Annotated in this window: 15 protein-coding genes; 8 read left to right on the forward strand and 7 right to left on the reverse strand. The window is 53.1% G+C overall.

What is annotated here, in order from left to right:
* Positions 1–30 precede the first annotated feature (30 nt).
* A complete protein-coding gene (locus tag SK35_RS06080; protein ID WP_048215750.1) occupies positions 31–11,220 on the reverse strand; it encodes a BapA/Bap/LapF family large adhesin in 11,190 nt (3,729 codons plus the stop codon).
* A 583-nt stretch (positions 11,221–11,803) separates the two neighbouring features.
* Entirely contained in the window at positions 11,804–12,286 is a 483-nt protein-coding gene (gene smpB, locus SK35_RS06085; RefSeq protein ID WP_003031211.1) for an SsrA-binding protein SmpB, read from the reverse strand.
* Between the two features lie 154 nt (positions 12,287–12,440).
* Between smpB and ratA the strand changes: the two genes are divergently transcribed.
* Positions 12,441–12,884 (forward strand): type II toxin-antitoxin system toxin RatA, encoded by a 444-nt coding sequence (gene ratA, locus SK35_RS06090; RefSeq protein ID WP_003826396.1) that lies wholly within the window; start codon positions 12,441–12,443, stop codon positions 12,882–12,884.
* The gene (locus tag SK35_RS06095; protein ID WP_008785525.1) at positions 12,868–13,164 is read left to right on the forward strand and encodes an RnfH family protein; all 297 of its coding nucleotides are present in this window, start codon (positions 12,868–12,870) and stop codon (positions 13,162–13,164) included. The genes ratA and SK35_RS06095 overlap by 17 nt, the downstream gene beginning before the upstream one ends.
* Positions 13,165–13,214: 50 nt before the next feature.
* Here the strand turns inward: SK35_RS06095 and bamE are convergent, their stop codons facing one another.
* The 3 genes from bamE to nadK form a co-directional block, all read right to left on the reverse strand.
* Complete coding sequence (gene bamE / locus SK35_RS06100; RefSeq protein WP_008785524.1) at positions 13,215–13,559, reverse strand: outer membrane protein assembly factor BamE; 345 nt, start codon at positions 13,557–13,559, stop codon at positions 13,215–13,217.
* A 149-nt stretch (positions 13,560–13,708) separates the two neighbouring features.
* Positions 13,709–15,370 carry a DNA repair protein RecN gene (gene recN, locus SK35_RS06105; RefSeq protein ID WP_048215751.1) on the reverse strand — a complete coding sequence of 554 codons (1,662 nt, stop codon included), beginning with the start codon at positions 15,368–15,370 and terminating at the stop codon, positions 13,709–13,711.
* A gap of 85 nt (positions 15,371–15,455) precedes the next feature.
* Positions 15,456–16,334 carry an NAD(+) kinase gene (gene nadK / locus SK35_RS06110; RefSeq protein ID WP_032944608.1) on the reverse strand — a complete coding sequence of 293 codons (879 nt, stop codon included), beginning with the start codon at positions 16,332–16,334 and terminating at the stop codon, positions 15,456–15,458.
* A 122-nt stretch (positions 16,335–16,456) separates the two neighbouring features.
* Here nadK and grpE point away from each other — a divergent pair, with 122 nt between their 5' ends.
* Positions 16,457–17,050: a nucleotide exchange factor GrpE gene (gene grpE, locus SK35_RS06115; protein WP_003826408.1), complete on the forward strand. Its 594-nt coding sequence runs from the start codon at positions 16,457–16,459 to the stop codon at positions 17,048–17,050.
* A 49-nt stretch (positions 17,051–17,099) separates the two neighbouring features.
* On the opposite strand, the gene SK35_RS06120 is transcribed toward grpE, so the two are convergent.
* A complete protein-coding gene (locus tag SK35_RS06120) occupies positions 17,100–18,389 on the reverse strand; it encodes an HlyC/CorC family transporter (RefSeq protein WP_008785520.1) in 1,290 nt (429 codons plus the stop codon).
* 18 nt (positions 18,390–18,407) lie between these two features.
* Positions 18,408–19,199, reverse strand: a complete 792-nt coding sequence (locus tag SK35_RS06125; RefSeq protein WP_003031224.1) for a cytochrome C assembly family protein — start codon at positions 19,197–19,199, stop codon at positions 18,408–18,410.
* 165 nt (positions 19,200–19,364) lie between these two features.
* Between SK35_RS06125 and ffh the strand changes: the two genes are divergently transcribed.
* The 5 genes from ffh (at position 19,365) to rplS (ending at position 22,990) form a co-directional block, all read left to right on the forward strand.
* A complete protein-coding gene (ffh, locus tag SK35_RS06130) occupies positions 19,365–20,726 on the forward strand; it encodes a signal recognition particle protein (protein WP_003031226.1) in 1,362 nt (453 codons plus the stop codon).
* A 249-nt stretch (positions 20,727–20,975) separates the two neighbouring features.
* On the forward strand, positions 20,976–21,224 hold the full coding sequence (rpsP, locus tag SK35_RS06135; RefSeq protein ID WP_003031228.1) for a 30S ribosomal protein S16: 249 nt from the start codon (positions 20,976–20,978) through the stop codon (positions 21,222–21,224).
* Between the two features lie 18 nt (positions 21,225–21,242).
* Positions 21,243–21,791, forward strand: coding sequence for a ribosome maturation factor RimM (gene rimM / locus SK35_RS06140; RefSeq protein WP_003031230.1), 549 nt, complete (start codon positions 21,243–21,245; stop codon positions 21,789–21,791).
* A gap of 44 nt (positions 21,792–21,835) precedes the next feature.
* A complete protein-coding gene (gene trmD / locus SK35_RS06145; protein ID WP_003031232.1) occupies positions 21,836–22,603 on the forward strand; it encodes a tRNA (guanosine(37)-N1)-methyltransferase TrmD in 768 nt (255 codons plus the stop codon).
* A 39-nt stretch (positions 22,604–22,642) separates the two neighbouring features.
* On the forward strand, positions 22,643–22,990 hold the full coding sequence (rplS, locus tag SK35_RS06150) for a 50S ribosomal protein L19 (RefSeq protein ID WP_048215752.1): 348 nt from the start codon (positions 22,643–22,645) through the stop codon (positions 22,988–22,990).
* The last annotated feature ends 589 nt before the right edge of the window (positions 22,991–23,579 follow it).

Below are 23,579 nucleotides of genomic sequence, written 5' to 3' on the forward strand. Positions count from 1 at the left end.
GTTATGGCGCTTTAACGCATTGCGTTAACGTCAGGGCACGATGTGATTTTGTTGCACCAGCTCATCGAGCGTGGTGTGTACGTTCTCCAGCGTTATGAGATTGGTTGAGTGATAAGTGTTGCCCGTACCGTCGCGGTCGATGGCAATCACCGTGTTGTTACCGCTGGTGGTTACGGTGAGGTAGTTGCCGAGCGTAGCGTTCTGCCCGTTCCAGCCCACCAGCAGGTCGCCGATATCGATTTTGTCACCCTGGGCCAGTGAGAAGTTGGTCCAGGTGTCGGTAGCACCATTGCTAATGTTGCCGCCGGTAGCGTCGTTGGCGTTGAGCAGGTGATAAATCAGCGTATCGCCGTAGGCGCTGCCAGTCAGGCGATCGGCATCGACGGTACTCACCACTTGCGGATTCATATTGATGGTCAGCGTAGCGGTATCGGTATGGCCATTCTGGTCGTTAAGGGTGTAGGTAAATGTCTCTTTGGTGACAATGGTGGAGAGCGAGACATCGCTGTTGAGGGCATAGGTGTAATGACCATCAATGCCAATGGTCAGTTTGCCGTACAACCCGTTAAGGATGGCGCTGGTCGTGCTACTCAGCGGATCAAGCGTGGCGGTACTGCCGCCCGTGCCGTTCACCGTCAGCAAGGTATGCACGCTGGCAATATGGTCTCCGTCATAAATATTGCCGGTGACACTGTTCGCTGTGGAAGTCTCGAAGTTTTGCAGGTCGATTATCGTACCTTTCACGCTGGGGGTGATGGTGATATTCCCCAGCCCCAGCCCCCCGACGCTTCCGGTATAGTCGAGGCGATAGTTGCCGGGGTGCAGTACGATCCCGCTCAAGGCTATATCGATATCGCCGCCAACCAGCAATCCGCCATTGAAAGAGTTACCGGCAATCTTGATGTTGTTGCTGTCATACAGCGCCCAGGTGACGGTCAGCCCGCCCAGCGTCAGACCTGACGCGACGTTAAAATGCAGTATGGCGTTTTGCACTGCCGTTCCCGTAGCGATTTCAATGACGCCAGTACCACTTTTTGAGGTGGGTGAAAGGAGTTGGGCACTCCAGCTGGCGTTCCCGACGCTGTCGTCGGTAAACGACCGGGAAGTATCCGCCTGGGTACTAACCGCCATCGTGCTGCTGACGTCATTTACTGCATCCAGCGCCTGTGGGGTTGGTTTGATATTCAGCGATGCACTGCCGGTATCGCCGTTTGGCGCTTTGACCTTATACACGAAACTGTCCGGCGTATTGATACCGTCTGCGCCCAGTCCGCTTCTCAGCGTGTAGGTGTAGTTCCCTTTCGCATCAATAGTCAGCGTGCCGTACTGCCCGTTAATGGTGGTTGTACCCGTTCCGTTTACGGTGACACCGTTAACTTCGGTGATAACGGTATTGGCCGGAGCCGAGTCGTTGACCAGCAGGTTTCCATTGGTTGTCGCACTCAGGCTGTCGACGGCGTAGGTGTGATCGGCCTGTATATTCAGGGTATAGCTGGTCAGCAGCGTCAGACCGCCGGAGGCGTTAAGCAGGAACAGATAGTCACCGCCAGGCAGGGTGATGGTGTAATCCGTTGAGCTACCTCCTAGCAGCGCTGTGACCCAGTTGGGCTTCACGCGGAACTGCTCATACTGCTGAATGGACTCGTTGAAGCGATAAACATAGAGATCAAAACCGCCAACCGTGACGCCGAGAACGTTGGCCTTGACGGTCAGCGTGCGGGTTGCACCATCATCCACATTAAATTTGATCGGATTGGTTAAACCGTTAACCAGACTGACATCCAGCACATTACCCAGTCCGACGTTGGCGAGGGTGAAGCCGGTTTGCTGTGATGTGCCATGATCAACCGCGATGACCTGCGTCCCGTAAGTCAGCGCAGCCACATCGTCTGCCGCGGTTACCGTACTGGTAGTGGGTGCCTGACCGAGCGTTACCACCAGTTTTGCCGAGGAGTGATCGCTGCCATGCGTCAGCGTGTAGGTGAAACTTTCGGAACGGCCATACACCGAGATTGACGTATTGGTCAGGGTATAGGTGTAACTACCGTTCTGATTGATATGCAGGATCCCGTATTTCCCCTGCACATCAATGCCGCCCGCCGGGATGTTCACGACGTTGCCGTTACCGTCGGTGATGGCGGTGACCAGCGTGCCGGAAGGGGCATTATCCTGCCCGTTGGCGGGATCGGTATCGGTGATGATATTGCCAGACTCGGTAGTACCGCCGGTGATAGTTCCTGCGCTGGCTTTTACCACTGAGACATCAAGGCTGGTGTATGCCCCGGTCGCCAGCAGGTTGGTGTTGTAGCTGACCACGCGGTAATCACCATCAGTCAGTCCGCTGTAATTGAGCGTTACGCCTGAGGCGCCCAGAGTGAGGAGGCTGGCAAAGTCTGGTTTTCCGGTATCCACCACCGTCACCCAGGCATTCAGCGCGGTGTCAAAGCGCTGGATGACGACTTCAAGTGTGTTTAACAGCGACAGCACTACGCCGGTCGCTGCGGCATTGATTGTAATGGATCCGCTGCCGCCAGAAGCGATGCTGAAATTCACGCTTGCCGTATCGTTCCCCAGCACGTTGGCGACATTTCCCAGCGCATTGACCAACAGGAAACCATAATCGCTTTGATGCTCGGTGCTGACGGTGACATCGGTTTGTAGCGGCAGGCTGGTGACATTGTCTTCAGCCAGTAGCGGCAATACTGGTGCGAGAGCGTTTGTCGGCGATGAGGTATTTCCCGCCGCATCGGTCGCCGTGGCGGACAGCGACTGCCCTTCAATCTGGCGAACCGGCAGGTTGACGCTGTAGACACCGCTGCTGTTGGCGATTGCCGTCACGCTGGTGCCGCCGGGCAGAGAAATGGTGACCGTGCTTCCCGCTTCGGCGACGCCGCTGACGGTACCGCCATCGGCGCTGATCAGGAGCGTTGGCGCGGTCGGTGGCGTGGTGTCCACAATCACGCTGAACGAACCGGACAACCCACTTGCGCCGTTGGCGTTGGTTGCCGTGGCGGTAAACGCATGGTTACCTTCGCTGAGTGCACCGGATGGGGTAAAGCTCCAGATCCCGTTACCGTCTGCGGTCGTGAAGCCCATTAGCACGCCGTTGTTGTACAGATTGATGACGGCGTTAGCCTGCGCCGTTCCGCTGAGCGTTGGCAGGGTGTCATTGGTGGTTTTACCGGGAGCGACGGGTCCCATGATAGTGCCGACGTCATCGAGCACGCTGGAAATAACAGGCGCAGGTGGTACGCCGGTAAACGGTGCCAGCACGTTACCCGCTGTACCGATGTTGCCTGCGGCATCCTGTGCGCTGACCAGCAGAGTTTGCCCACTGATTTGCGGTGGGTTCAGAGTGAAGGTGAAATTACCGGAGGCGTTGGCGGTTGCCGTGCCGAGCACCGTTCCGCCGCTGGAGGTAATAATGACCGTGCTGTTTGGTTCGGCAACGCCGGTGAGCGCGGTGCCGTTGGCGTTTACCGCCAGCCCGGTTGGGATACCCGGGGCAACGGTATCGACCACGATCGCTGCCGCAGACGATATGCCACTGGTATTACCCGCACTGTCCGTTGCAGTGATGGTAAACGAGTGGGTACCTTGTGCCAGCGGGGTAGTCGGGGTGTAGCTCCAGTTGCCGCTGCCATCCGCCGTTACGCTGGTGACAAAGCTGCCGTTATCATAAATATCAACTCGCGCGTTGGCTTCCGTGATGCCGTTTAACGTTGGGCGCGCGTCATTGGTCGGCTGATTGCTGCCAATCGGCCCGGTGTTTGGCCCGACATCGTCAGTAATGCTGCTGATTGAAGGCTGCGTCGGCGCCGTGGTGTCAACTACCACGCTGAAGCCTGCCGTCGCGCCGCTGGTGTTGCCCGCCGCATCAGTGGCGGTGACAGTGAAGGTGTGCGATCCATTCGCCAGCGGTGTGGTTGGGGTAAACGACCAACTGTTATTGCTTTGCACCAGCGCGGTACCCAACAGGGTGCTTCCGTCATAGATGCTGATGGTGCTGCCTGCCTCGGCGGTGCCGTTCAGCGTCGGGCGTGCATCGTTGGTCAGCTGTCCGTTGCTGAGCGCTGCATTGAACACGCCGCCTGCGATATCATCCACCACAGAGACCAGCAGCGGGACGGATGGTGCAATGGTGTCGACATTAATCGTAAACCCACCTGAGACAGGACTCACGTTCCCGGCGGCGTCGGTGGCGATGGCGGTAAACACATGCTGACCGTTGCCAAGTGTGGTGGTCAGATATTCCCAGGTGCCGTCTATCGTCGCAGTCACCGTTGCCAGCAGCGCGCCATTATCGTAGATGGCTACCCGGGCACCGGCTTCCGCTGAACCGCTGAGTACGGGACGGGTGTCGTTGGTAAAGGCTCCGTTCGATAGCGTTCCGGTTCCCGGCTGCACGTCATCAAACGCCTGGATAATCGTTGGCGCAAGCGGGGCGACGGTATCAACAACGATGTTAAATCCTGCAGACGTCGGGCTGATGTTTCCGGCCGCGTCGGTGGCTGTTACCGTCAGCGCGTGGTTACCATTGCCAAGTTGGGTTCCCGGTGTGAAGATCCAGGCGCCCGTACCATCCGCTGTGGTAAAGCCGATAAACGATCCGTTATCGTAAATTCTCACCGTGGAATTGGCTTCAGCCGTACCGCTAAGCGTCGGGAGTGGATCGTTCGTGGCCTGACCGTTGTTCAGATTACCGATCAGCGGGCCGACATCATCCGCAACCTGAGTAATCACTGGTGCTGTCGGTGCCATAGTATCGACGGTGTAGGTAAAGCCACCAGAAGGCAGACTGGTATTGCCTGCGCTATCTGTAGCCGTGACGGTCAGAGTATGCTGGCCGTTACCCAATGCCGCGGAGGGTGTAAAACTCCAGCTTCCGCCTGCGCCGACGATGGTGGTGCCAATGGCCTGACCATCGCTCAGGACGGTAATCGTCGCGCCAACTTCACCGGTACCGCTGAGCGCCGGGCGACTTTCGTTGCTGATTTGCCCGTTGGAGATAGGCCCGGTTGTCGGAGCGGTATTGTCCTGAACGGTCAGAATTACCGGTGCAGACGGGGCAATTGAATCCACCAGTACCGTGAACGAAGAGGAGGCTCCGCTGGTGTTGCCAGCCGCATCCGTCGCCGTCACGGTAAAGATATTTTCCCCCTGCGCCAGCGCGTTTGTCGGGGTGAAGCTCCAGTTACCGGAGATATCGGCATTTGCGGTGCCAATGATCGTACCATTACTGAGAATAGTGACAATGGCATTGGGTTCGGTAATGCCATTCAGCGTGGGTTGGGCATCATTGGTCAGTTGACCGTTGGTCAGCAGAGTGCTTCCCGGCTGATCGTCGATGACTGACACAATCGTTGGCACTACTGGTGGGAGTGTGTCGACCAACAGCGAGAATGGCGCTGTTGCCTGGCTGACGTTACCAGCGGCGTCCGTGACCGTGGCGGTCAACGCGTGATTGCCCTCGCCGAGCGCCGGAGAAGGCGTAAAGCTCCAGTTGCCGCTTCCGTCGCCGGTGGTTGTGCCAATCACCGTGCCGTTATCGCGGATGGTGACCACGCTATTCGCTTCGGTAGTACCTGCCAGGGTTGGCGTATTATCGTTGGTAGTCTGCCCGGAAATGAGCGTGGTTGTTCCACCTACATCGTCGGTTACTGACACAATAACTGGCGCACCAGGCAGGCCTGTGTCCACCGTTATTGGGTACGATGCGGATGGGGCCCCCTGATTGCCAGCCGCGTCAGTGGCGCGCACGGTAAACGTGTGAGGGCCGTCATTCAGGGCATTTTGCGGGGTAAAGTTCCAGTTTCCGCTGTTGTTAACGGTAGTGGTGCCGATGGACACGCCGCCGTCATAAACCGTAATGGTCGCCCCAATCTCGCCAGTACCACTCAGTGTTGGGCGCGTGTCGTTAGTGCTTTGTCCACTGCCGACATTGCCCGTCACCGGAGCCACATCATCAGTAACGGCGGTGATGCTTGGCGCGAGCGGCGCGGTGGTATCGATGGTAATGGCATAGTTTGGCGACTGGCCGCTGGTGTCGCCATTCACCGTTTGAGAGACAGCGTAGTTCCAGGTCGTGCCGTCCGCCAGCGCGCTGGGGATGGTGTAGCTCCAGGCTCCGGTGCTCGCATCAGCCGGGACGGTGATCAGCAGGATTCCGTTTTGGTAGATATGTACATCAGCTCCGGCTGTTGCCACGCCTTGTAAGGTTGGCTGCGTATCATTGGTGGTTTTTCCGTTTGCAATGATGCCAACAGTAGGGGCGAAGTCGTCAAAGATTTCAAGAGTGGGTGGAATAGGTTGCCCTGAGTTTGATGCCGTAAACGAAGTCTCAACGCTTTGATTACCCGCAGTATCCTGCGCGATAGCTGTTAGCAAAGCACCTGAGGTCTGTCCTGGAGAGAGCGTGACGGTAAATTGACCTGTCTCGGCATCAGCGATTGCGCTACCTAATACCGTAGAGCCCTTCGAGATAATCACAGTACTTCCAGGTTCTGCTGTTCCCTTAACGTTTGTTCCGTCAGGGTCAACAGTTGTGATCAATGGTGCATTTGGGGCATTAGTATCAAGGTTTAACGTTACTGGCGTTGCAGCGGAGATATTGTTTCCATTGCTGTCTTTTGCGATAAAAGTGAGATTATTCACGCCTTCACTTAGTGGCACGTTGATACTCCACGTGCCGTCAACACCGACCTGAACAGTTGCTATGGCGTCAGGAAGACCATTGTCATAGATGTATACAGTACTGCCTGCAATGCCGGTCCCGCTGATTGTTGGGAGGGTATCGTCCGTTACGCTACCGTTGCTTAGTGAGCCAGTAAAGACACCCTGATCGTCTTCGATGTTGCTAACGACCAACGGTGTCGAATTCACCGTAAACGAAATGCTGTTTGAGGTGCCGCTGGGGTTGCCTGCAGCATCGGTGGCGACTGCCGTCAGCGTGTAGGTGCCGTTGGGCAGCGCCGTCGTCGGTGTGATGTTCCACAAACCATTCACTACGGTCGTGGTGCCGATAACCGTCGTGCCGTTATACAGCGTAATGATCGAGCCGCTTTCTCCTGTTCCTCGCACGGTCGGCGTACTGTCATCGGTTGTGCCGTTCTCTGCAATATCTCCCTGAATAGTGCCTGCGTTGTCATCTGCCGCCTCGATCGTAGGCGTTGCGGGAGGCGTAATATCAATGTTCAGGGTGACGGCAGTCGACGGCTGGCTGACGTTGCCTGCCGGATCGGTTGCGGTGATGGTGACCTGATAACTGTCCGGGTTAATATCCGTGGTCGGCGTAAAGCTCCATGTGCCGTCTGCACCAACCTTGGTGGTGCCCAGTGGTGTGGTATTGCCGTCGAGATACACCGAAATAACATCCCCCGACGTACCGGTGCCGCTAAAGGTTGGCGTGGTGTCATTGGTATTGCCATTCGTGACCACGCCCGTTACCGGAGCCACATCGTCGGTAATGACAGGCGCGCCAGGCTGCACGGGGGGCGTATTGTCAACCGTCAGGGTAAAGCTCGCCGACGGGATCCCCGTATTGCCTGCTGCGTCAGTCGCTGTGGCGGTGAATTTATGCGGTCCTTCAGGCAGCGCATTCGGTGGCGTAAATGTCCATGTACCGTCAGGCTGGACGGTGGTGCGACCCAACGTTGTGCCGTTATCAGCAACGGTGATGGTTGCTCCCGGCTCGCCAGTACCAGAAAGAACAGGGGTGGTACTTTTCGTACTGCCGCCGTTTGCCAGGGGGAGGGTAGCGCCGCCTATCAGTCCCTCTCCGGCGACAATAATCGGAGCAGCAGGTGGCGTGGTATCGATGGTTAACGCAAAGCTTGCGGGTGTGCTGGCATTACCTGCGGCATCTGTCGCCACGGCGGTCAGCGTGTGCGGCCCTTCGCTTAGCGGTTGAGTCACCTGAATGCTCCAGTTACCGTCCGCCGGTACCAGCACGCTGCCAACAGGCGTCGTGCCGTCATACAGCGTGACGGTTGAACCGGCAACACCCGTGCCGTTAAGTTTTGGTAGCGTATCGTCCGTACTCTGGTTGGTAAGTAGATCGCTTTTAATGCTGCCGACATCATCCGTCATGCTGAGAATGACTGGCGTGGCAGGCGCTTGTGTATCAACCGTGATCGTCACAACCGTTGGCGAGGTGGTGACGTTACCTGCCATATCCGAAGCCAATACCGTGAAATTATGCACCCGGTCAGTGAGCGGAGCGCCATCGGGCACTGTATAGCTCCAGGTCCCGGAGCTGGTGACGAGGATAGTGTCCAGTAAAGTGCCATTGTCAAACAGGCTAACTAACGAACCTGGCTCACCGGTGCCTGAAATCGTCGGCGTGTTGTCGTTGGTGATGCCACCGTTGTTCGCAACGTCGCCGGTTATCGTACCGACGTTATCGTTCACCAGCGTGATTGCGGGAACTGTGGGCGCAATGGTATCGACAATGATTTTCCAGCTTGCCGCGCTGCTGGTGTTATTCGCGGCGTCTGTGGCGGTCACCGTGAAGATGTGAGCACCCTCGCTCAGCGCCGAGGCTGGCGTATAGTTCCAGTTACCGTTGATATCAGCGACAACGGTCGTCAGCAGGGTGCCGTTATCGTAAATTTTGACCTGAGAACCTGCTTCGGCGGTGCCTTCCAGTTTAGGTTTGCTGTCGTTAGTGACGTCGCCGTTATCGAGAGGGCCCTGGTACATGGGCTGGTCATCCGTCACGGCGGTGATGATGGGCGTTCCAGGGGCGGTAATATCCGGAGCCACCGCAGAAGTTGGCTGACTCTCGTTATTGCTGCTGTCCGTTGCGGTAACTTTTACTGTTTCGCCGTTCATTTTTGACGGCGTAATCGACACCGTGAAGTTGCCGCCGCTGTCTGCCTGGCCTGTGCCGATCTGATTACCATTGCTGTCTTTTACAGTGACGGTGCTTCCCGCTTCAGCATGTCCGCTTACAGAACCACCGTCCCCGGCGACGGTGACGCCGGTTGGCGCGTCAGGCGCCGTGGTATCCGGGGCGGTAATCGCGCTGTTGCCGCTGGTATTGCCAGCCGCATCCGTCGCGTTGGCGACAAGATGTTCTCCATTGGTCTGCGGCGGAACCAGCGTGGCGGTGAATTCTCCGTTCGAGCCGGCGGTTACTGTTCCAATTATCGCGCCACCAGGATCCAGAATATGTACTGTACTGTTGGGTTCCGCCATGCCGGTAACCTGATCGCCTGTAGGATTAATCACCAGATTAGCTGGCGGCAGCGGGGCCGTGATGTCTGGCGCGAGCGCGGTTTCCGGTAGGCTTGGGTTCCCGGCAGGATCGGTGGCGATAGCGGTAATGGTTTCACCATTGGTCTGAGGCGGGTTAATGGTGATGGTAAATGAGCCATCCGTTCCGGCGACGCCGCTGCCGATCTGAAGACCGTTATTATTATTGATGGTCACGGTACTTCCTGGTTCGGCTGTACCGGTGACGACAGAGCCGTCGGCAGATACGTTCAGATCGTCCGGCGCTGACGGTGGCTGAGTATCGATAGTGATATTGAATGCCGCTGACGTTCCTCCCGTGCCCAGGTGGTTGGTTGCTGTGGTGGTGAAGGAGTATGAGTCGTCCTGCAAGTTGGTGTTGGAGGTCCAGGTCCAGTTGCCGCTGGAATCGGCAAGCACGCTTACAACAAGCGCGCCGTTGTTATAAATGTTAACCGTGCTGTTGGCGTCTGCGGTACCCGAGATCGTAGGCGTTGGGTCGTTGGTGGCCTGATTATTGTTCAATGGCCCAGTTGAGGGGGTAACATCATCCACAATGCTGATGATAACAGGCACGCCCGGGTAGCCAGAGTTGGTGGCATTGAAGGACGTGTCTGGCCCGACGTTGCCTGCCTGGTCCTGAATCTTCGCGATCAGCGCTTCACCGTGCGTCTGTGAAGGTGAAATCGCGATGACGAAATTGCCGGTTTGATCAACGGTAGTTGACCCCAAAACCTGATTATTACTACCGATGATAATGACCTGGCTTCCTACCTCAGCACTACCGGTTACCTCGGTGCCTTGCAAGTTTACGGAGGAAATGACCGCGCCTTCAGGCGGGGTAGTATCGACGGTGAATGTCGGTACACTCGTTTCCGCGCTCACGTTACCCGCATCGTCAGTTTGCGTCAGCGTCAGATTATGAACACCGTCGCTAAGCGGCGTGTCAGGTGTAAACGTCCAGTTACCATTGTCATCCACCTGAACCATGCCAATCAGAATGCCATTATCAGAAATGCTGATGTAAGAGCCCGCTTCACCAGTGCCTGTGAGTGTTGGCGTGGCATCGTCGGTTACACCGTTATTACCTATCAAGCCTTTAATGGAACCTGAATCGTCAGTTACTTCTGTGACCACTGGGGCGTCGGGGGCAAGCGTATCGACAATAATCTCCCAACTGTCCGACATGTCGCTGCTGCCCGTACCGTCTGATGCACTGACGGTAAACTTGTGGGTACCGTCTGCGAGTGGAGAGGATGGCGTAAACGACCAGTTGCCGTTGGCATCGATAGTGACCTGGCCTATTTCGACGCCGTTATCAAAAATATGCAATGTGGCATTTGCGGGGCCGGTGCCCTGAAGAGTGGGCGTATTGTCGTTGGTGGATTCCAGCTGATTAACAGGGCCAGTAATCAGCTCCTGGTTATCGATTACGCTGGTGATAATGGGTACGTCAGGCATGTTAGGGGTTGTTGTTGGCGGTGAACCACCATCCCCATTACCACCGTTGCCATTTCCGCCATTTCCGTTGCCGGCGTTATTATCACTCCCGCCGCCACCACCGCCGCCACCTCCACCACCCGCCGCGAGGCCAATTCCGCCTGCGACCGCGATCCCACCAAGAACCCACGGCCAGACGGCGCCGCCTTCATGGCTTCCCTCGGCAGTCATTAGCGGAGTGAGATCGTCCAGATGCTGGAAATGGAATGCCCCATCAGTATCCTGAACCCACCACAGCGCGCCATTACTGTCTTCCAGAACAAGCTGGTTTTGCGCATCACCTTTTCCGACATAGAAGTTCTTAATGGTGATGGTTTCACCTGAGCGGAGTGTGACAACCAGATCCTGATTCACGCGAGTCAGTTGACTTACCTCCTCACGTGACACCGACAGTTTCACGATAGAAGGCGAACTGAGCGTAACTTCAGAGGATTCAACATTTGTGGAAACGCCAGTTAATTTTGATACAACGGCGAGTAGACGCATATGTTCACTCCTGATGGCATGTCGGGAGTATTAATCCGCAACAGCGCGCTGGGAAAATGAGCAGACAGGGGCCCCGTTCACCATAAAGATGAATTTACACATGTAATTACATTGATTAGGTCATGCAGAGGTTCATTTACTTATCAAATACGTTCGGGCCCTGTTAGCTGAATAGTTCTTTCGTATTAGATGATATAGTCAGAAAGAATGTATTCTGCAACTTATCCATATTAAAAATATATTTAGCTAATTGAAAAGTATACTTTCCGGTGTGTATTTAATGATTTGTTTTTGGTTAACTTGTTGTATTTAAAGATTTTGTATTTTAATCGAAATGAGAGGTGATATAATAAACAACAGTAATAATAGTGTTATTAAATAAGTTTGAATATAGGTGGCATGGTCTTGAAGTTTTATTTTATTAGACTATGGGGCGCTACGGTAATGCCAGGGGAGTTTATTTCATACCTGAACGATTCAGCACAAATAAACCATAAACCTGATGAATGTATTGAGTGGATTTCAATAACTAAAAAATAAGAACCAGTCTCAGGATCAGAGACTGGTCACAGGAGAATAGCGTTTAGCGACCAGCATTTTTCATAATACGCGCTTTATCTAACTGCCATTCGCGTTCTTTCACATCGGAGCGCTTGTCGTGCTGTTTCTTACCTTTCGCGACGCCAATTTTCACTTTGCACCAGGCATTTTTCCAGTACAGTGAAAGCGCAACAACGGTATAACCGTCACGATTCATTCGACCATACAGGGAGTCGAGCTCACGTTGGTTTAACAACAGCTTGCGGGTACGGGTGGGATCACATACCACATGCGTTGAGGCAACAGCCATTGGCGTGAAGTTGGCGCCAAACAGGAATGCTTCGCCGTCTTTAAGGATGACGTAGCTGTCGCCGATGTTAGCTTTACCCGCGCGCAGGGATTTGACTTCCCAACCTTGCAGAGCGAGTCCTGCTTCGAACTCTTCTTCAATAAAGTATTCGTGTCGTGCGCGCTTGTTAAGCGCGATTGTGGCTGAGCCAGGTTTGTGTGCTTTTTTCTTCGTCATAATGCCGCTCAGTATAGGTAATCTGGAATCGAAAAACACCCCATTTCATCCAGCGGGGCGCAAGGCGCTATCTTAGCACGAGTTAGGCTATAGCGTTTTTTTTAGCGGGGGATAAATGGTATTATTTGTGTGATTGATATTGATGGAAATTGTTATGCCTCAGATTAGCCGGACCGCTTTAGTACCTTACAGTGCGGAACAGATGTATCAGCTAGTGAATGATGTTAAATCCTATCCCCAGTTTTTACCGGGATGCACCGGTAGCCGTGTGCTGGAGTCGACTCCGGGACAGATGACCGCGGCGGTGGATGTCTCGAAAGCAGGGATTAGCAAAACGTTCACCACGCGCAATCAATTGACCAGTAACCAGAGCATCCTGATGCATCTGGTCGACGGACCGTTCAAGAAACTCATTGGCGGATGGAAGTTTACGCCACTGAGTCATGAAGCGTGCCGCATTGAATTTCATCTCGATTTTGAGTTTACCAATAAGTTAATCGAGCTGGCATTTGGTCGTATCTTTAAAGAGCTGGCTTCGAACATGGTGCAGGCCTTCACGGTCCGCGCGAAAGAGGTTTACAGTGTCAGCGTCAGCTAAAATTGTCGTTGAAGTGGCGTATGCGCTACCCGAGAAACAGTATCTACAGCGTGTGACGCTGCAACAGGGCGCTACGGTGGAAGAGGCTATCCGCGCTTCCGGGCTGCTGGAATTGCGTACCGATATCGATCTCAGCAAAAATAAAGTGGGCATTTACAGCCGTCCGGTAAAGCTTGCTGATGTTCTCCAGGACGGTGATAGGGTGGAAATTTACCGGCCACTGATTGCCGATCCGAAAGAGCTGCGCAGACAGCGAGCAGAGAAATCCGCTAAAAAATAGCAGACAATAAAAAAGGTGCTCATTGAGCACCTTTTTTTGATCTGTTAATCCTACTTGTTGTCGGTCAAAGCAGGTTTGTTATCAATGTTCGTCAAAATGCCGCTGCTGTTAAAGGTCAGCGTCAGTGTTTGCTGGGTTACGCCTTCATGACCAGGTTGCTGACGGAACACATAAAACCAGGTGTTAGTGCCAAAAGGATCGGACATCATTGGTGTACCCAGAGCATAAGCAACCTGCTGTTGCGTCATACCCGTGCGCACTTTGGCGACATCGGTAGGTGTCAGATAATTTCCCTGGTTGATGTCAGGGCGGTAAACCACTCGCTCCAGAGTGGAACAGCCTGCAGTCAACATCAGTAGTACTGCTGCAGCAGCAGTCAGCGTTTTACAGCGCATAGTGATTTGATTCCTTTTCGGGCCCGAGCAGTACGCGGCTCATATGTAATATGCCGATGATAATAGACCTTTCACCACTTTAAAACCTTTTGCTGTCGGGTCGGTCGGCGATTTTATGTTGAACTCAGACCTTAACAAGGTAAAAAAGTTTATGCCGCCAGCAGTTCTTTTGCATTTGCGAGGGTATTGCGCGTCACTTCGCTACCGCCAAGCAGGCGGGCTAATTCCTGCAGGCGAGCGCGTTTATCAAGCGGCTGCATGTGTGTTTCGGTCATCGCGCCATCCGTTTCTTTGCTGACGTAGAAGTGTTGATGACCACAGCCAGCAACCTGCGGCAAGTGAGTAACGCACATTACCTGAGTTGACTCGCCCAACTGACGCAGCATTTTTCCCACTACCGCAGCAGTCGGGCCGCTGATACCGACATCCACTTCATCGAAAATCAGCGCCGGTGTTTCCATTTTGCGTGCGGTAATAACCTGAATAGCCAGCGCAATGCGCGACAGTTCCCCACCTGAAGCCACTTTCGCAATCGGCTGCAACGGCTGGCCTGGGTTAGTGGTCACTTTAAACTCTACGCGATCGGCACCGTCTGCGCTCAAATGATGTTCCTCAAATTTCACATCAATGCAAAAGACACCGTGCGGCATTGAGAGAGTATGCATGCTCTCTGTAATCAGTTGTCCCAGCTCCTGAGCATAATGCTGGCGCTGTTGGTGCAGCATTTTTGCCGTTTCCAGAGCCTGCTGGTGGTGATTGTTCACCGCCAGGGTTAAGGTTTCGAGCGAGTCGGCCTGATCGTCTAACTGCTGTTGTTCATCCAGTAATGACTGATAGAACTGTGGCAGCGCTTCAGGGGCAACATGATGCTTGCGGGCCAATGAGATTTGTTTGGAAATACGCTGTTCAAGTTCAAACAAACGGTTAGGGTCCAAATCCAGACGATCACAATAGTGGCGCAGCTCGTCGCTGGCTTCGCTGAGTTGGATCGTGGCCTCTTCCAGCATATCCAGGATACCGGAAAGTTTGCCGTCCATGCCTGCCAGTTCAGTGACCAGCTGCTTTGCAGTGTACAGCTGGCTTTGCAGGTTGATGTCTTCGCCATCCGCCAGGATAGCCAGCGCCTGTTGGCTGGTGGTGAGCAATTGCCCGCTGTTAGCCAGACGCTTGTACTCTTCATCAATTTGCTCAAATTCACCCGGCTGCGGGTTGAATTCGTTCAGTTCTTTTAACTGGTATTGCAACAGTTCCGCCCGGGCTGCGCGTTCCTGACTCTGTTGTTGATGATGCGCCAGGTCACGGCAGCTTTGGTGCCACAGCTGGTAGCGCGCAGCCATTTCCTGAGTCAGGGACGCTTCATTGGCGTAACCATCCAGCAGAGACTTTTGGTGCTCTGATTTTGTCAGGAGCTGATGCGCATGCTGACCGTGGATTTGAATAAGCAACTGGCCCAGCTCGCGCAGCTGTGACAACGGTACGGCAGTGCCGTTAATGAAGCCGCGTGAACGTCCGTCGCTGCTGATAACACGACGCAGCAAACATTCACGGCCTTCCTCAAGCTGGTTTTCTTCCAGCCAGCGCAGAGCCGCGGGGGTGTCTTTTAAGGCGAATCGCGCGCAGAGGTCGGCTCGCGTGGCGCCTGCACGTACCATGTCGGCGTCTGCGCGTCCGCCCAGGCACAAACCGAGAGCATCAATGGCAATGGACTTACCCGCACCGGTTTCACCGGTAATAACGGTCATTCCGTTCTGGAAATCGATCTCAAGTTCACGAACGATAGCAAAATTGCTGATGGTCAGTTGTGCCAACATAGCTGTTTTCCTGTATGAAAAACCATAACTGTAATTACATACAGTATAAACTGGTTTTTTATACAGTAAAGAGGTTGGCGTTAAATTAGAATAATTTTTTTGACCAGCCTAGTTTAGTGCTTAATGTGTTGAAATAGCTGTAATCTTTTGGGTGTATCAGGTTCAGATGATAATCACAGCGGCGAATTAATACGTCTTCACCTTCCTGTATAGGCAGGGCGATCTGGCTGTCGCAACTGATTTCCAGATCGTTACGGCGATGAGAGAAGCGCAGGCGAATGGTGCTGCTACTGTTGATCACCAGCGGTCGTGCGGAAAGTGTATGCGGGAACATCGGGACCAGCGTAATAGCATCCAGCGAAGGCGTCAGGATCGGACCTCCGGCAGAGAGCGAATAGGCGGTAGAGCCGGTCGGTGTGGAAATAATCAAGCCGTCCGAACGCTGGGAGAAGGCAAAAATTTCATCGATATAGACTTCAAATTCAATCATGTGCGCCACTTTTCCGGGGTGCAACACAACTTCATTGATCGCAGTGCTAATACGCTTCTGGCAATCCTGTTGGCACACCTGGGCTTCAAGTAAAAAGCGCTTTTCGCTGATGTAGTGGCCTTCCAGCACGTCAGCTAACTGTTGTTGAGCATTGTCTGGGTCAAGGTCGGTCAGAAAACCAAGATTACCGCGGTTAATGCCAATAACCTTGATATCATAACGTGCCAGGGTGCGTGCGGCGCCCAGCATATTGCCGTCGCCGCCGACTACCACGGCGAGGTCTGCCTGCTGGCCAATCTCTGCGAGCGTACCGGTTTTCACATTTTTCAGCTGCAGCTCGTGGGCGATTTGTTGCTCAACGATAACCTCATAACCTTTGGCGCACAGCCAACGGTAGAGCATTTCATGTGTGGTCAGTGCAGTGGGGTGACGTGGATGCCCCACAATGCCAATACACTTGAAATGTTTGTTCATTTTCTCGAGGTCCTTGTAACGAAGATTAGTGACAATGTGAGTACTTCCCTTGAATCCCTGAATCTGATCCCCATAATAAGCCAAGTTAGCGAGATGAATGCGAAAAAAACGCGGAGAAATTCATGAGTAGTAAAGAACAGAAAACGCCTGAGGGGCAAGCCCCGGAAGAAATTATCATGGATCAGCACGAAGAAGTTGAGGCGGTTGAACCAGACGCTTCTGCTGAGCAGGTGGATCCGCGCGATGAAAAAATTGCGAATCTGGAAGCTCAGCTTGCTGAAGCCGAAACGCGCGAACGCGACAGCGTGTTGCGTATCAAAGCGGAAATGGAAAACCTGCGTCGTCGTACCGAACTGGACGTAGAAAAAGCGCATAAGTTTGCACTGGAAAAATTCGTCAACGAACTGCTGCCGGTGCTGGATAGCCTGGACCGTGCGCTGGAAGTTGCGGACAAAGACAATGACGCTATGGCGGCTATGGTCGAAGGTATTGAGCTGACCCGTAAGTCAATGCTGGATGTTGTGGCGAAGTTTGGCGTACAGGTGGTTGCGGATATCGACGTGCCGATGGACCCGAACGTGCACCAGGCGATTGCAATGGTAGAGTCTGATGACGTTGCTGCCGGTAATGTGCTGATGGTTATGCAGAAAGGCTATACCCTGAACGGACGTACCATCCGTGCGGCGATGGTCTCTGTGGCGAAAGCCAAAGGCTAATTAGCCTCAGACCGGGTAATGCTGATGCGCTACCCGGTCTGGATTACACTCACTGGTCCGATACGCTTTCCCGCAGCGGTTTGACGGGCAACACCTGCACCTGTTTAATCATATTGTCCTGCACGTCGAGAATATCGATATCGTACTGCCCAATACGCACACGTGTGCCGGCAACCGGGATCTCTTCCAGCGCTTCAAGAATAATACCGTTCACGGTACGTGCGTCATCTTCCGGCAGGTGCCAGTTAAACGCCTTATTGATTTCACGAACGTTGGCGCTACCGTCAATGATCACCGAACCGTCATTCTGCGGTGTGACTTCTTCGGCAAGCGTCGGTGACATTGAGGTCGTGAAGTCACCAACAATCTCTTCCAGAATATCCTCGACCGTAACCAGTCCTTGAATATCGCCATATTCATTAACGACCAGGCCCACTTTCTTCTTATTGCGCTGAAATTTAATGAGCTGGGTGCTGAGCGGTGTGCCTTCCGGAACGTAATAAATTTCGTCGGCGGCGCGTAACATGGTCTCTTTGGTGAACTCTTTTTTCTCGGCCATCAATCGCCAGGCTTCACGTACGCGCAGCATACTGATGGCATCGTCGAGCGAGTCGCGATACAGCACAATACGACCGTGCGGGGAGTGCGAAAGCTGACGCACGATTGATTTCCAGTCATCGTTAATATCAATGCCGATAATTTCATTACGCGGGATCATGATGTCATCGACGCTGACTTTTTCCAGATCCAGCACTGACAGCAGCATATCCTGGTTACGGCGTGAGATTTGCGAGCGCGATTCATTCACCAGCGTTCGCAGTTCATCTTTACTCAGCGAACCGCTCACTACGATATCTGTTTTGATGCCCATCATGCGCATCAGAAGCCGCGTGATGGTGTTGAGTAGCCATACTAACGGCATCATCAGAATCTGCAGCGGAGCCAGCAGGACGCTGCTCGGATAGGCAACTTTTTCCGGATATAGTGCGGCAATCGTCTTTGGCAGCACTTCGGCAAAAACCAGCACCACAAACGTCAGTACCCCGGTGGCAATGGCGACGCCAGCATCGCCATACAGGCGCATACCGACAATGGTGCCGAGTGCGGAGGCCAGGATATTCACCAGATTATTACCGATGAGCACCAGACTTATCAGGCGATCCGGCTTGCGAAGTAACTTTTCAACCCGTTTTGCCTGACGATTTCCCTGTTTGGCCCGATGGCGTAGGCGGTAGCGATTCAGGGTCATCATTCCGGTTTCAGAACCGGAAAAATAGGCGGAAATGACCACCATGATGAGGAGCGTGATAATGAGCGTGGTGGTGGAGATGTGTTCCACGTAGGGTTCCTTAAAGATTTAACTCACGAACTGCTGCAGGATACGGCTGCCGAAATAGGCCAGCGTCAGAATGCCAGCGCCTGCGACGTTAAACCATACGACGCGACGTCCGCGCCAACCTTCATGGTAATGCCCCCACAACAGAACGATATAGACAAACCATGCCACGATAGAGAGAACGGCTTTATCAATGTTCTCGGTACTGAACAGGTTATGCATGTAAAACAGGCCAGTGCACAGGGTGAGCGTCAGCAGAACCACGCCAATTTGGGTGATATGAAACATCTTCCGCTCAATACTCATCAGTGGCGGCATCTCATTGCTGAAGGCCAGTTTTTTGTTTTTCAGTTGGTAATCGATCCATGCCAACTGTAGCGCGTAGAGCGCGGCGATAATCAGCGTGGCGTAAGCGAACAGTGATAGCCCGATGTGAATCATCATGCCTGGAGTAGCTTCGAGATGGGTGATGAACTCGTTAGGCATAAACGTGGCGAAGGCCAGGTTTATCAGCGCAAAGGCGTAGACAATGGGCAGCAATAGCCAGCCACGATTGCGGGACGCGACGATGGTCATTACCGTACAGATCATCAGGCTTACCAGCGAGCCGACGTTCAACAGACTCAGGTTTTGTCCGCTTTCACCGCCGGGTAGGATACGCGCTTCCAGGGCGATAGCATGGCTTACCAGCGCAACGACCGCAGAGAGAATAGCCATACGCCGCCAGCCGCTGTTTTTTTGCAGCAGAGCGGGAATAATCAGCGCGAGGCTGACTGAGTAGGCGACAAGGGCGAGCAGAGCAAAAACGGGCATATAGGTGTCGACAGTTGGCCAGTGATAAAGAAAAGCAGTATAGCGTTACGTGACCGCTGCTCCAACCGTTGCATAACAACAAAGGCGGCTTCATGTTATACTGCGACAAATTTCTGTTGATGTGTCGCTGTCGCGACCGACCGTTTCCATCCCAGGCGAGAGACAATGTTTGATAATTTAACCGATCGTTTGTCGCGCACGCTGCGCAATATCAGTGGCCGTGGACGCCTTACTGAAGACAACGTTAAAGAGACGCTGCGCGAAGTGCGCATGGCGCTGCTGGAGGCTGACGTAGCGCTGCCAGTAGTGCGTGAGTTTATCAATCGCGTAAAAGAGAAAGCGGTTGGTCATGAAGTTAACAAAAGCCTGACGCCGGGTCAGGAGTTCGTCAAGATTGTCCGTAACGAACTGGTTGCGGCAATGGGCGAAGAAAACCAGACCCTGAATCTGGCTGCACAGCCGCCAGCCGTGGTGCTGATGGCGGGCCTGCAGGGTGCGGGTAAAACGACCAGCGTCGGTAAGCTGGGTAAATTCCTGCGCGAGAAGCACAAGAAGAAAGTGCTGGTGGTCTCTGCGGACGTTTATCGCCCGGCGGCGATCAAACAGCTGGAAACGCTGGCCGAGCAGGTCGGTGTCGACTTCTTCCCGTCGGATGTCGGCCAGAAGCCGGTCGATATCGTTAACGCCGCGCTGAAAGAAGCCAAACTCAAATTCTACGACGTGCTGCTGGTGGATACCGCCGGTCGTCTGCACGTTGACGAAGCGATGATGGACGAAATCAAACAGGTCCACGCTTCTATCAAGCCGGTAGAAACGCTGTTTGTGGTCGACGCCATGACCGGTCAGGATGCCGCAAATACCGCAAAAGCCTTTAACGAAGCGCTGCCGTTAACCGGCGTAGTGCTGACAAAAGTTGATGGTGATGCCCGTGGCGGTGCGGCGCTCTCTATTCGTCATATTACCGGTAAGCCGATTAAATTCCTCGGCGTCGGCGAGAAAACCGAAGCACTGGAGCCGTTCCATCCGGACAGGATTGCTTCGCGCATTCTCGGCATGGGTGACGTGCTGTCGCTGATCGAAGATATCGAAAGCAAGGTTGACCGTGCGCAGGCAGAAAAATTAGCCAGCAAGCTGAAAAAAGGCGATGGCTTCGATCTCAACGATTTCCTTGAACAGCTCAACCAGATGAAAAACATGGGCGGTATGGCAAGCCTGATGGGCAAGCTGCCGGGCATGGGTCAGATCCCTGACAATGTGAAATCGCAGATGGACGATAAAGTGCTGGTGCGTATGGAAGCCATCATCAACTCGATGACGATGAAAGAACGCGCTAAGCCGGAAATTATCAAAGGTTCCCGCAAACGCCGTATCGCTGCCGGTTGCGGTATGCAGGTACAGGACGTAAACCGCCTTCTGAAACAGTTCGACGACATGCAGCGCATGATGAAGAAAATGAAGAAGGGCGGAATGGCGAAGATGATGCGTGGTATGAAGGGGATGATGCCCCCAGGATTCCCAGGCCGCTAATCGGCCTGGCTTGTTTGCCATTTCGGCACCGGGGTGTGCTCGCCATCCTCACATACTGCGTGTACGCTCCGGTGGCTGCGCGCACGCCGGCACCGAACTGACGGCACCGCCAACGGCCTTTTATAGCAGAGTTATCAACTGCTGATTGCATTTTCCCCAGAAATCAGTAAAATTTTCGGGCTTTTAATATGACACCCGGGCTCCGTTCCTCGATGGGGCCTGGGTGTTTTATTCACACAAGAGGATGTTATGGTTACTATTCGTTTAGCTCGTCACGGCGCTAAAAAGCGTCCGTTCTACCAGGTTGTTGTTACCGACAGCCGTAATGCACGCAACGGTCGCTTCATCGAGCGCGTTGGCTTCTTTAACCCAATCGCTAGCGAAAAAGAAGAAGGCACTCGCCTGGATCTGGATCGCATCGCTCACTGGGTTGGCCAGGGCGCGACTATTTCTGATCGCGTAGCTACGCTGATCAAAGCAGCAAACAAAGCAGCTTAATCTGTCACGGTGGTCATGATGAGCAAGCAACTCGCCGCACAGGCTCCTGTGGAACCCATCGTTTTGGGGAAAATGGGGTCTTCTTACGGTATCCGTGGTTGGCTCAGAGTGTTTTCTTCCACTGAAGACGCCGAAAGCATTTTTGACTATCAGCCCTGGTTTATCCAGAAGGCGGGTCAGTGGCAGCAAGTACAGCTGGAAAGCTGGAAGCACCACAATCAGGATCTGATCATCAAGCTGAAAGGCGTTGACGATCGTGATTCGGCGAATCTACTGACTAATTGCGAAATTGTCGTGGATTCCTCGCAGTTGCCAGCGCTGGAAGATGGTTCCTACTACTGGAAAGACCTTATGGGCTGCCAGGTAGTGACTACTGAAGGCTACGATCTCGGTAAAGTCGTCGATATGATGGAAACCGGTTCGAATGACGTCATCGTCATCAAGGCAAACCTGAAAGATGCGTTTGGTATCAAGGAACGTCTTGTGCCGTTCCTCGATGGGCAGGTTATCAAGAAAGTCGATCTCGCTACTCGTACTATCGAAGTAGATTGGGATCCTGGTTTTTAAACCACCGGATAAACGGTAAAAGTCGGCGTTATGGGGATTGGCTTGTGTTTATAGGTATCGTTAGCCTGTTTCCAGAAATGTTCCGCGCAATTACCGATTACGGGGTAACTGGCCGGGCAGTAAAAAATGGCCTGCTGAACATCCAGAGTTGGAGTCCTCGTGACTTTACTCATGACCGGCACCGTACCGTGGACGATCGTCCTTACGGCGGCGGACCGGGGATGTTAATGATGGTGCAACCTTTACGGGACGCCATTCATGCAGCAAAAGCTGCGGCTGGTGAAGGCGCAAAGGTGATTTATCTGTCACCTCAGGGACGCAAGCTTGATCAAGCGGGCGTTAGCGAACTGGCCACGAATCAAAAGCTGATTCTGGTATGTGGTCGCTATGAAGGAATAGATGAGCGCGTGATTCAAACCGAAATTGACGAAGAATGGTCAATCGGCGATTACGTACTCAGCGGTGGTGAGTTACCAGCAATGACGCTGATCGACTCCGTGTCCCGGTTTATTCCGGGGGTACTGGGTCATGAAGCTTCGGCAATCGAAGATTCGTTTGCTGATGGGTTGCTGGATTGCCCGCACTATACCCGACCTGAAGTGTTAGAGCAGATGGAAGTACCGGCGGTGTTACTGTCGGGGAACCACGCTGAGATACGTCGCTGGCGTTTGAAGCAGTCGCTGGGCCGGACCTGGCTTAGAAGACCTGAACTTCTGGAAAACCTGGCTCTGACTGAAGAGCAAGCAAGGTTGCTGGCGGAGTTCAAAAAGGAACACGCACAACAGCAACATAAACATGATGGGCAGGCGTAAGCCCCCAATATCAGTTTACCCAGGATAAGAGATTAAATTATGAGCAACATTATTAAGCAACTTGAACAAGAACAGATGAAGCAGGACGTACCTTCCTTCCGTCCGGGTGATACCCTGGAAGTGAAAGTATGGGTTGTTGAAGGTTCCAAAAAACGTCTGCAGGCATTCGAGGGCGTGGTTATCGCTATTCGTAACCGCGGTCTGCACTCTGCATTCACTGTTCGTAAAATTTCCAACGGCGAAGGCGTTGAGCGTGTCTTCCAGACTCACTCTCCGGTAGTTGACAGCATTGCTGTTAAACGTCGTGGTGCTGTTCGTAAAGCTAAACTGTACTACCTGCGTGAGCGCACTGGTAAGTCTGCTCGTATCAAAGAGCGTCTTAACTAAGATTCGCGCAAGCGACATCCTGTTAGAAAAGGGCTGGCCGAAAGGCTGGCCCTTTTTTTATTGATGCTGCCCATAATATGTCGAAATATTGTGGGGTGTGGTTAATAAATAAATTATCCGATATTTTGGCGGGAACTGAAGTTCAGAAAGCATTGTTTATTGTTGTTACGGTTGTAATGGTGGATGCTGTGCAGTTGATTACATGTTGATGGTGATTATAATAAAAATAATTATATTAATATGGTTGCGTCGTCTTGTTTTTACTACATATTAGAAACGGATCACAAACGGTAAACATTTTTTTGATAGTATATGGTCTGTAATTGCGAAACTCAATGCATCTATATTTACCAGAATTATTGTTTGGGTGGTTATGCTGGGTTTAGTCTTGTAACTGGCTAGTGTTCGATAAGGATTTTAGTACCAAATTGGTGCTAAACCGTGCGAGGAATGTCAGGCAACAACAATAAAAACCATGAGTAATATTTGATGTTCTCTATTTAAGGATAATACTAATGAAAGTATGCTTTTCTTTTCTAATAATAGTACTGCTCTCAATTTCATCTTCTACTGTATCTGCAAAAAATTA

The sequence above is a fragment of the Citrobacter sp. MGH105 genome (assembly GCF_001037485.2).
In the GTDB taxonomy this organism is placed as follows: Bacteria; Pseudomonadota; Gammaproteobacteria; order Enterobacterales; family Enterobacteriaceae; genus Citrobacter; species Citrobacter portucalensis.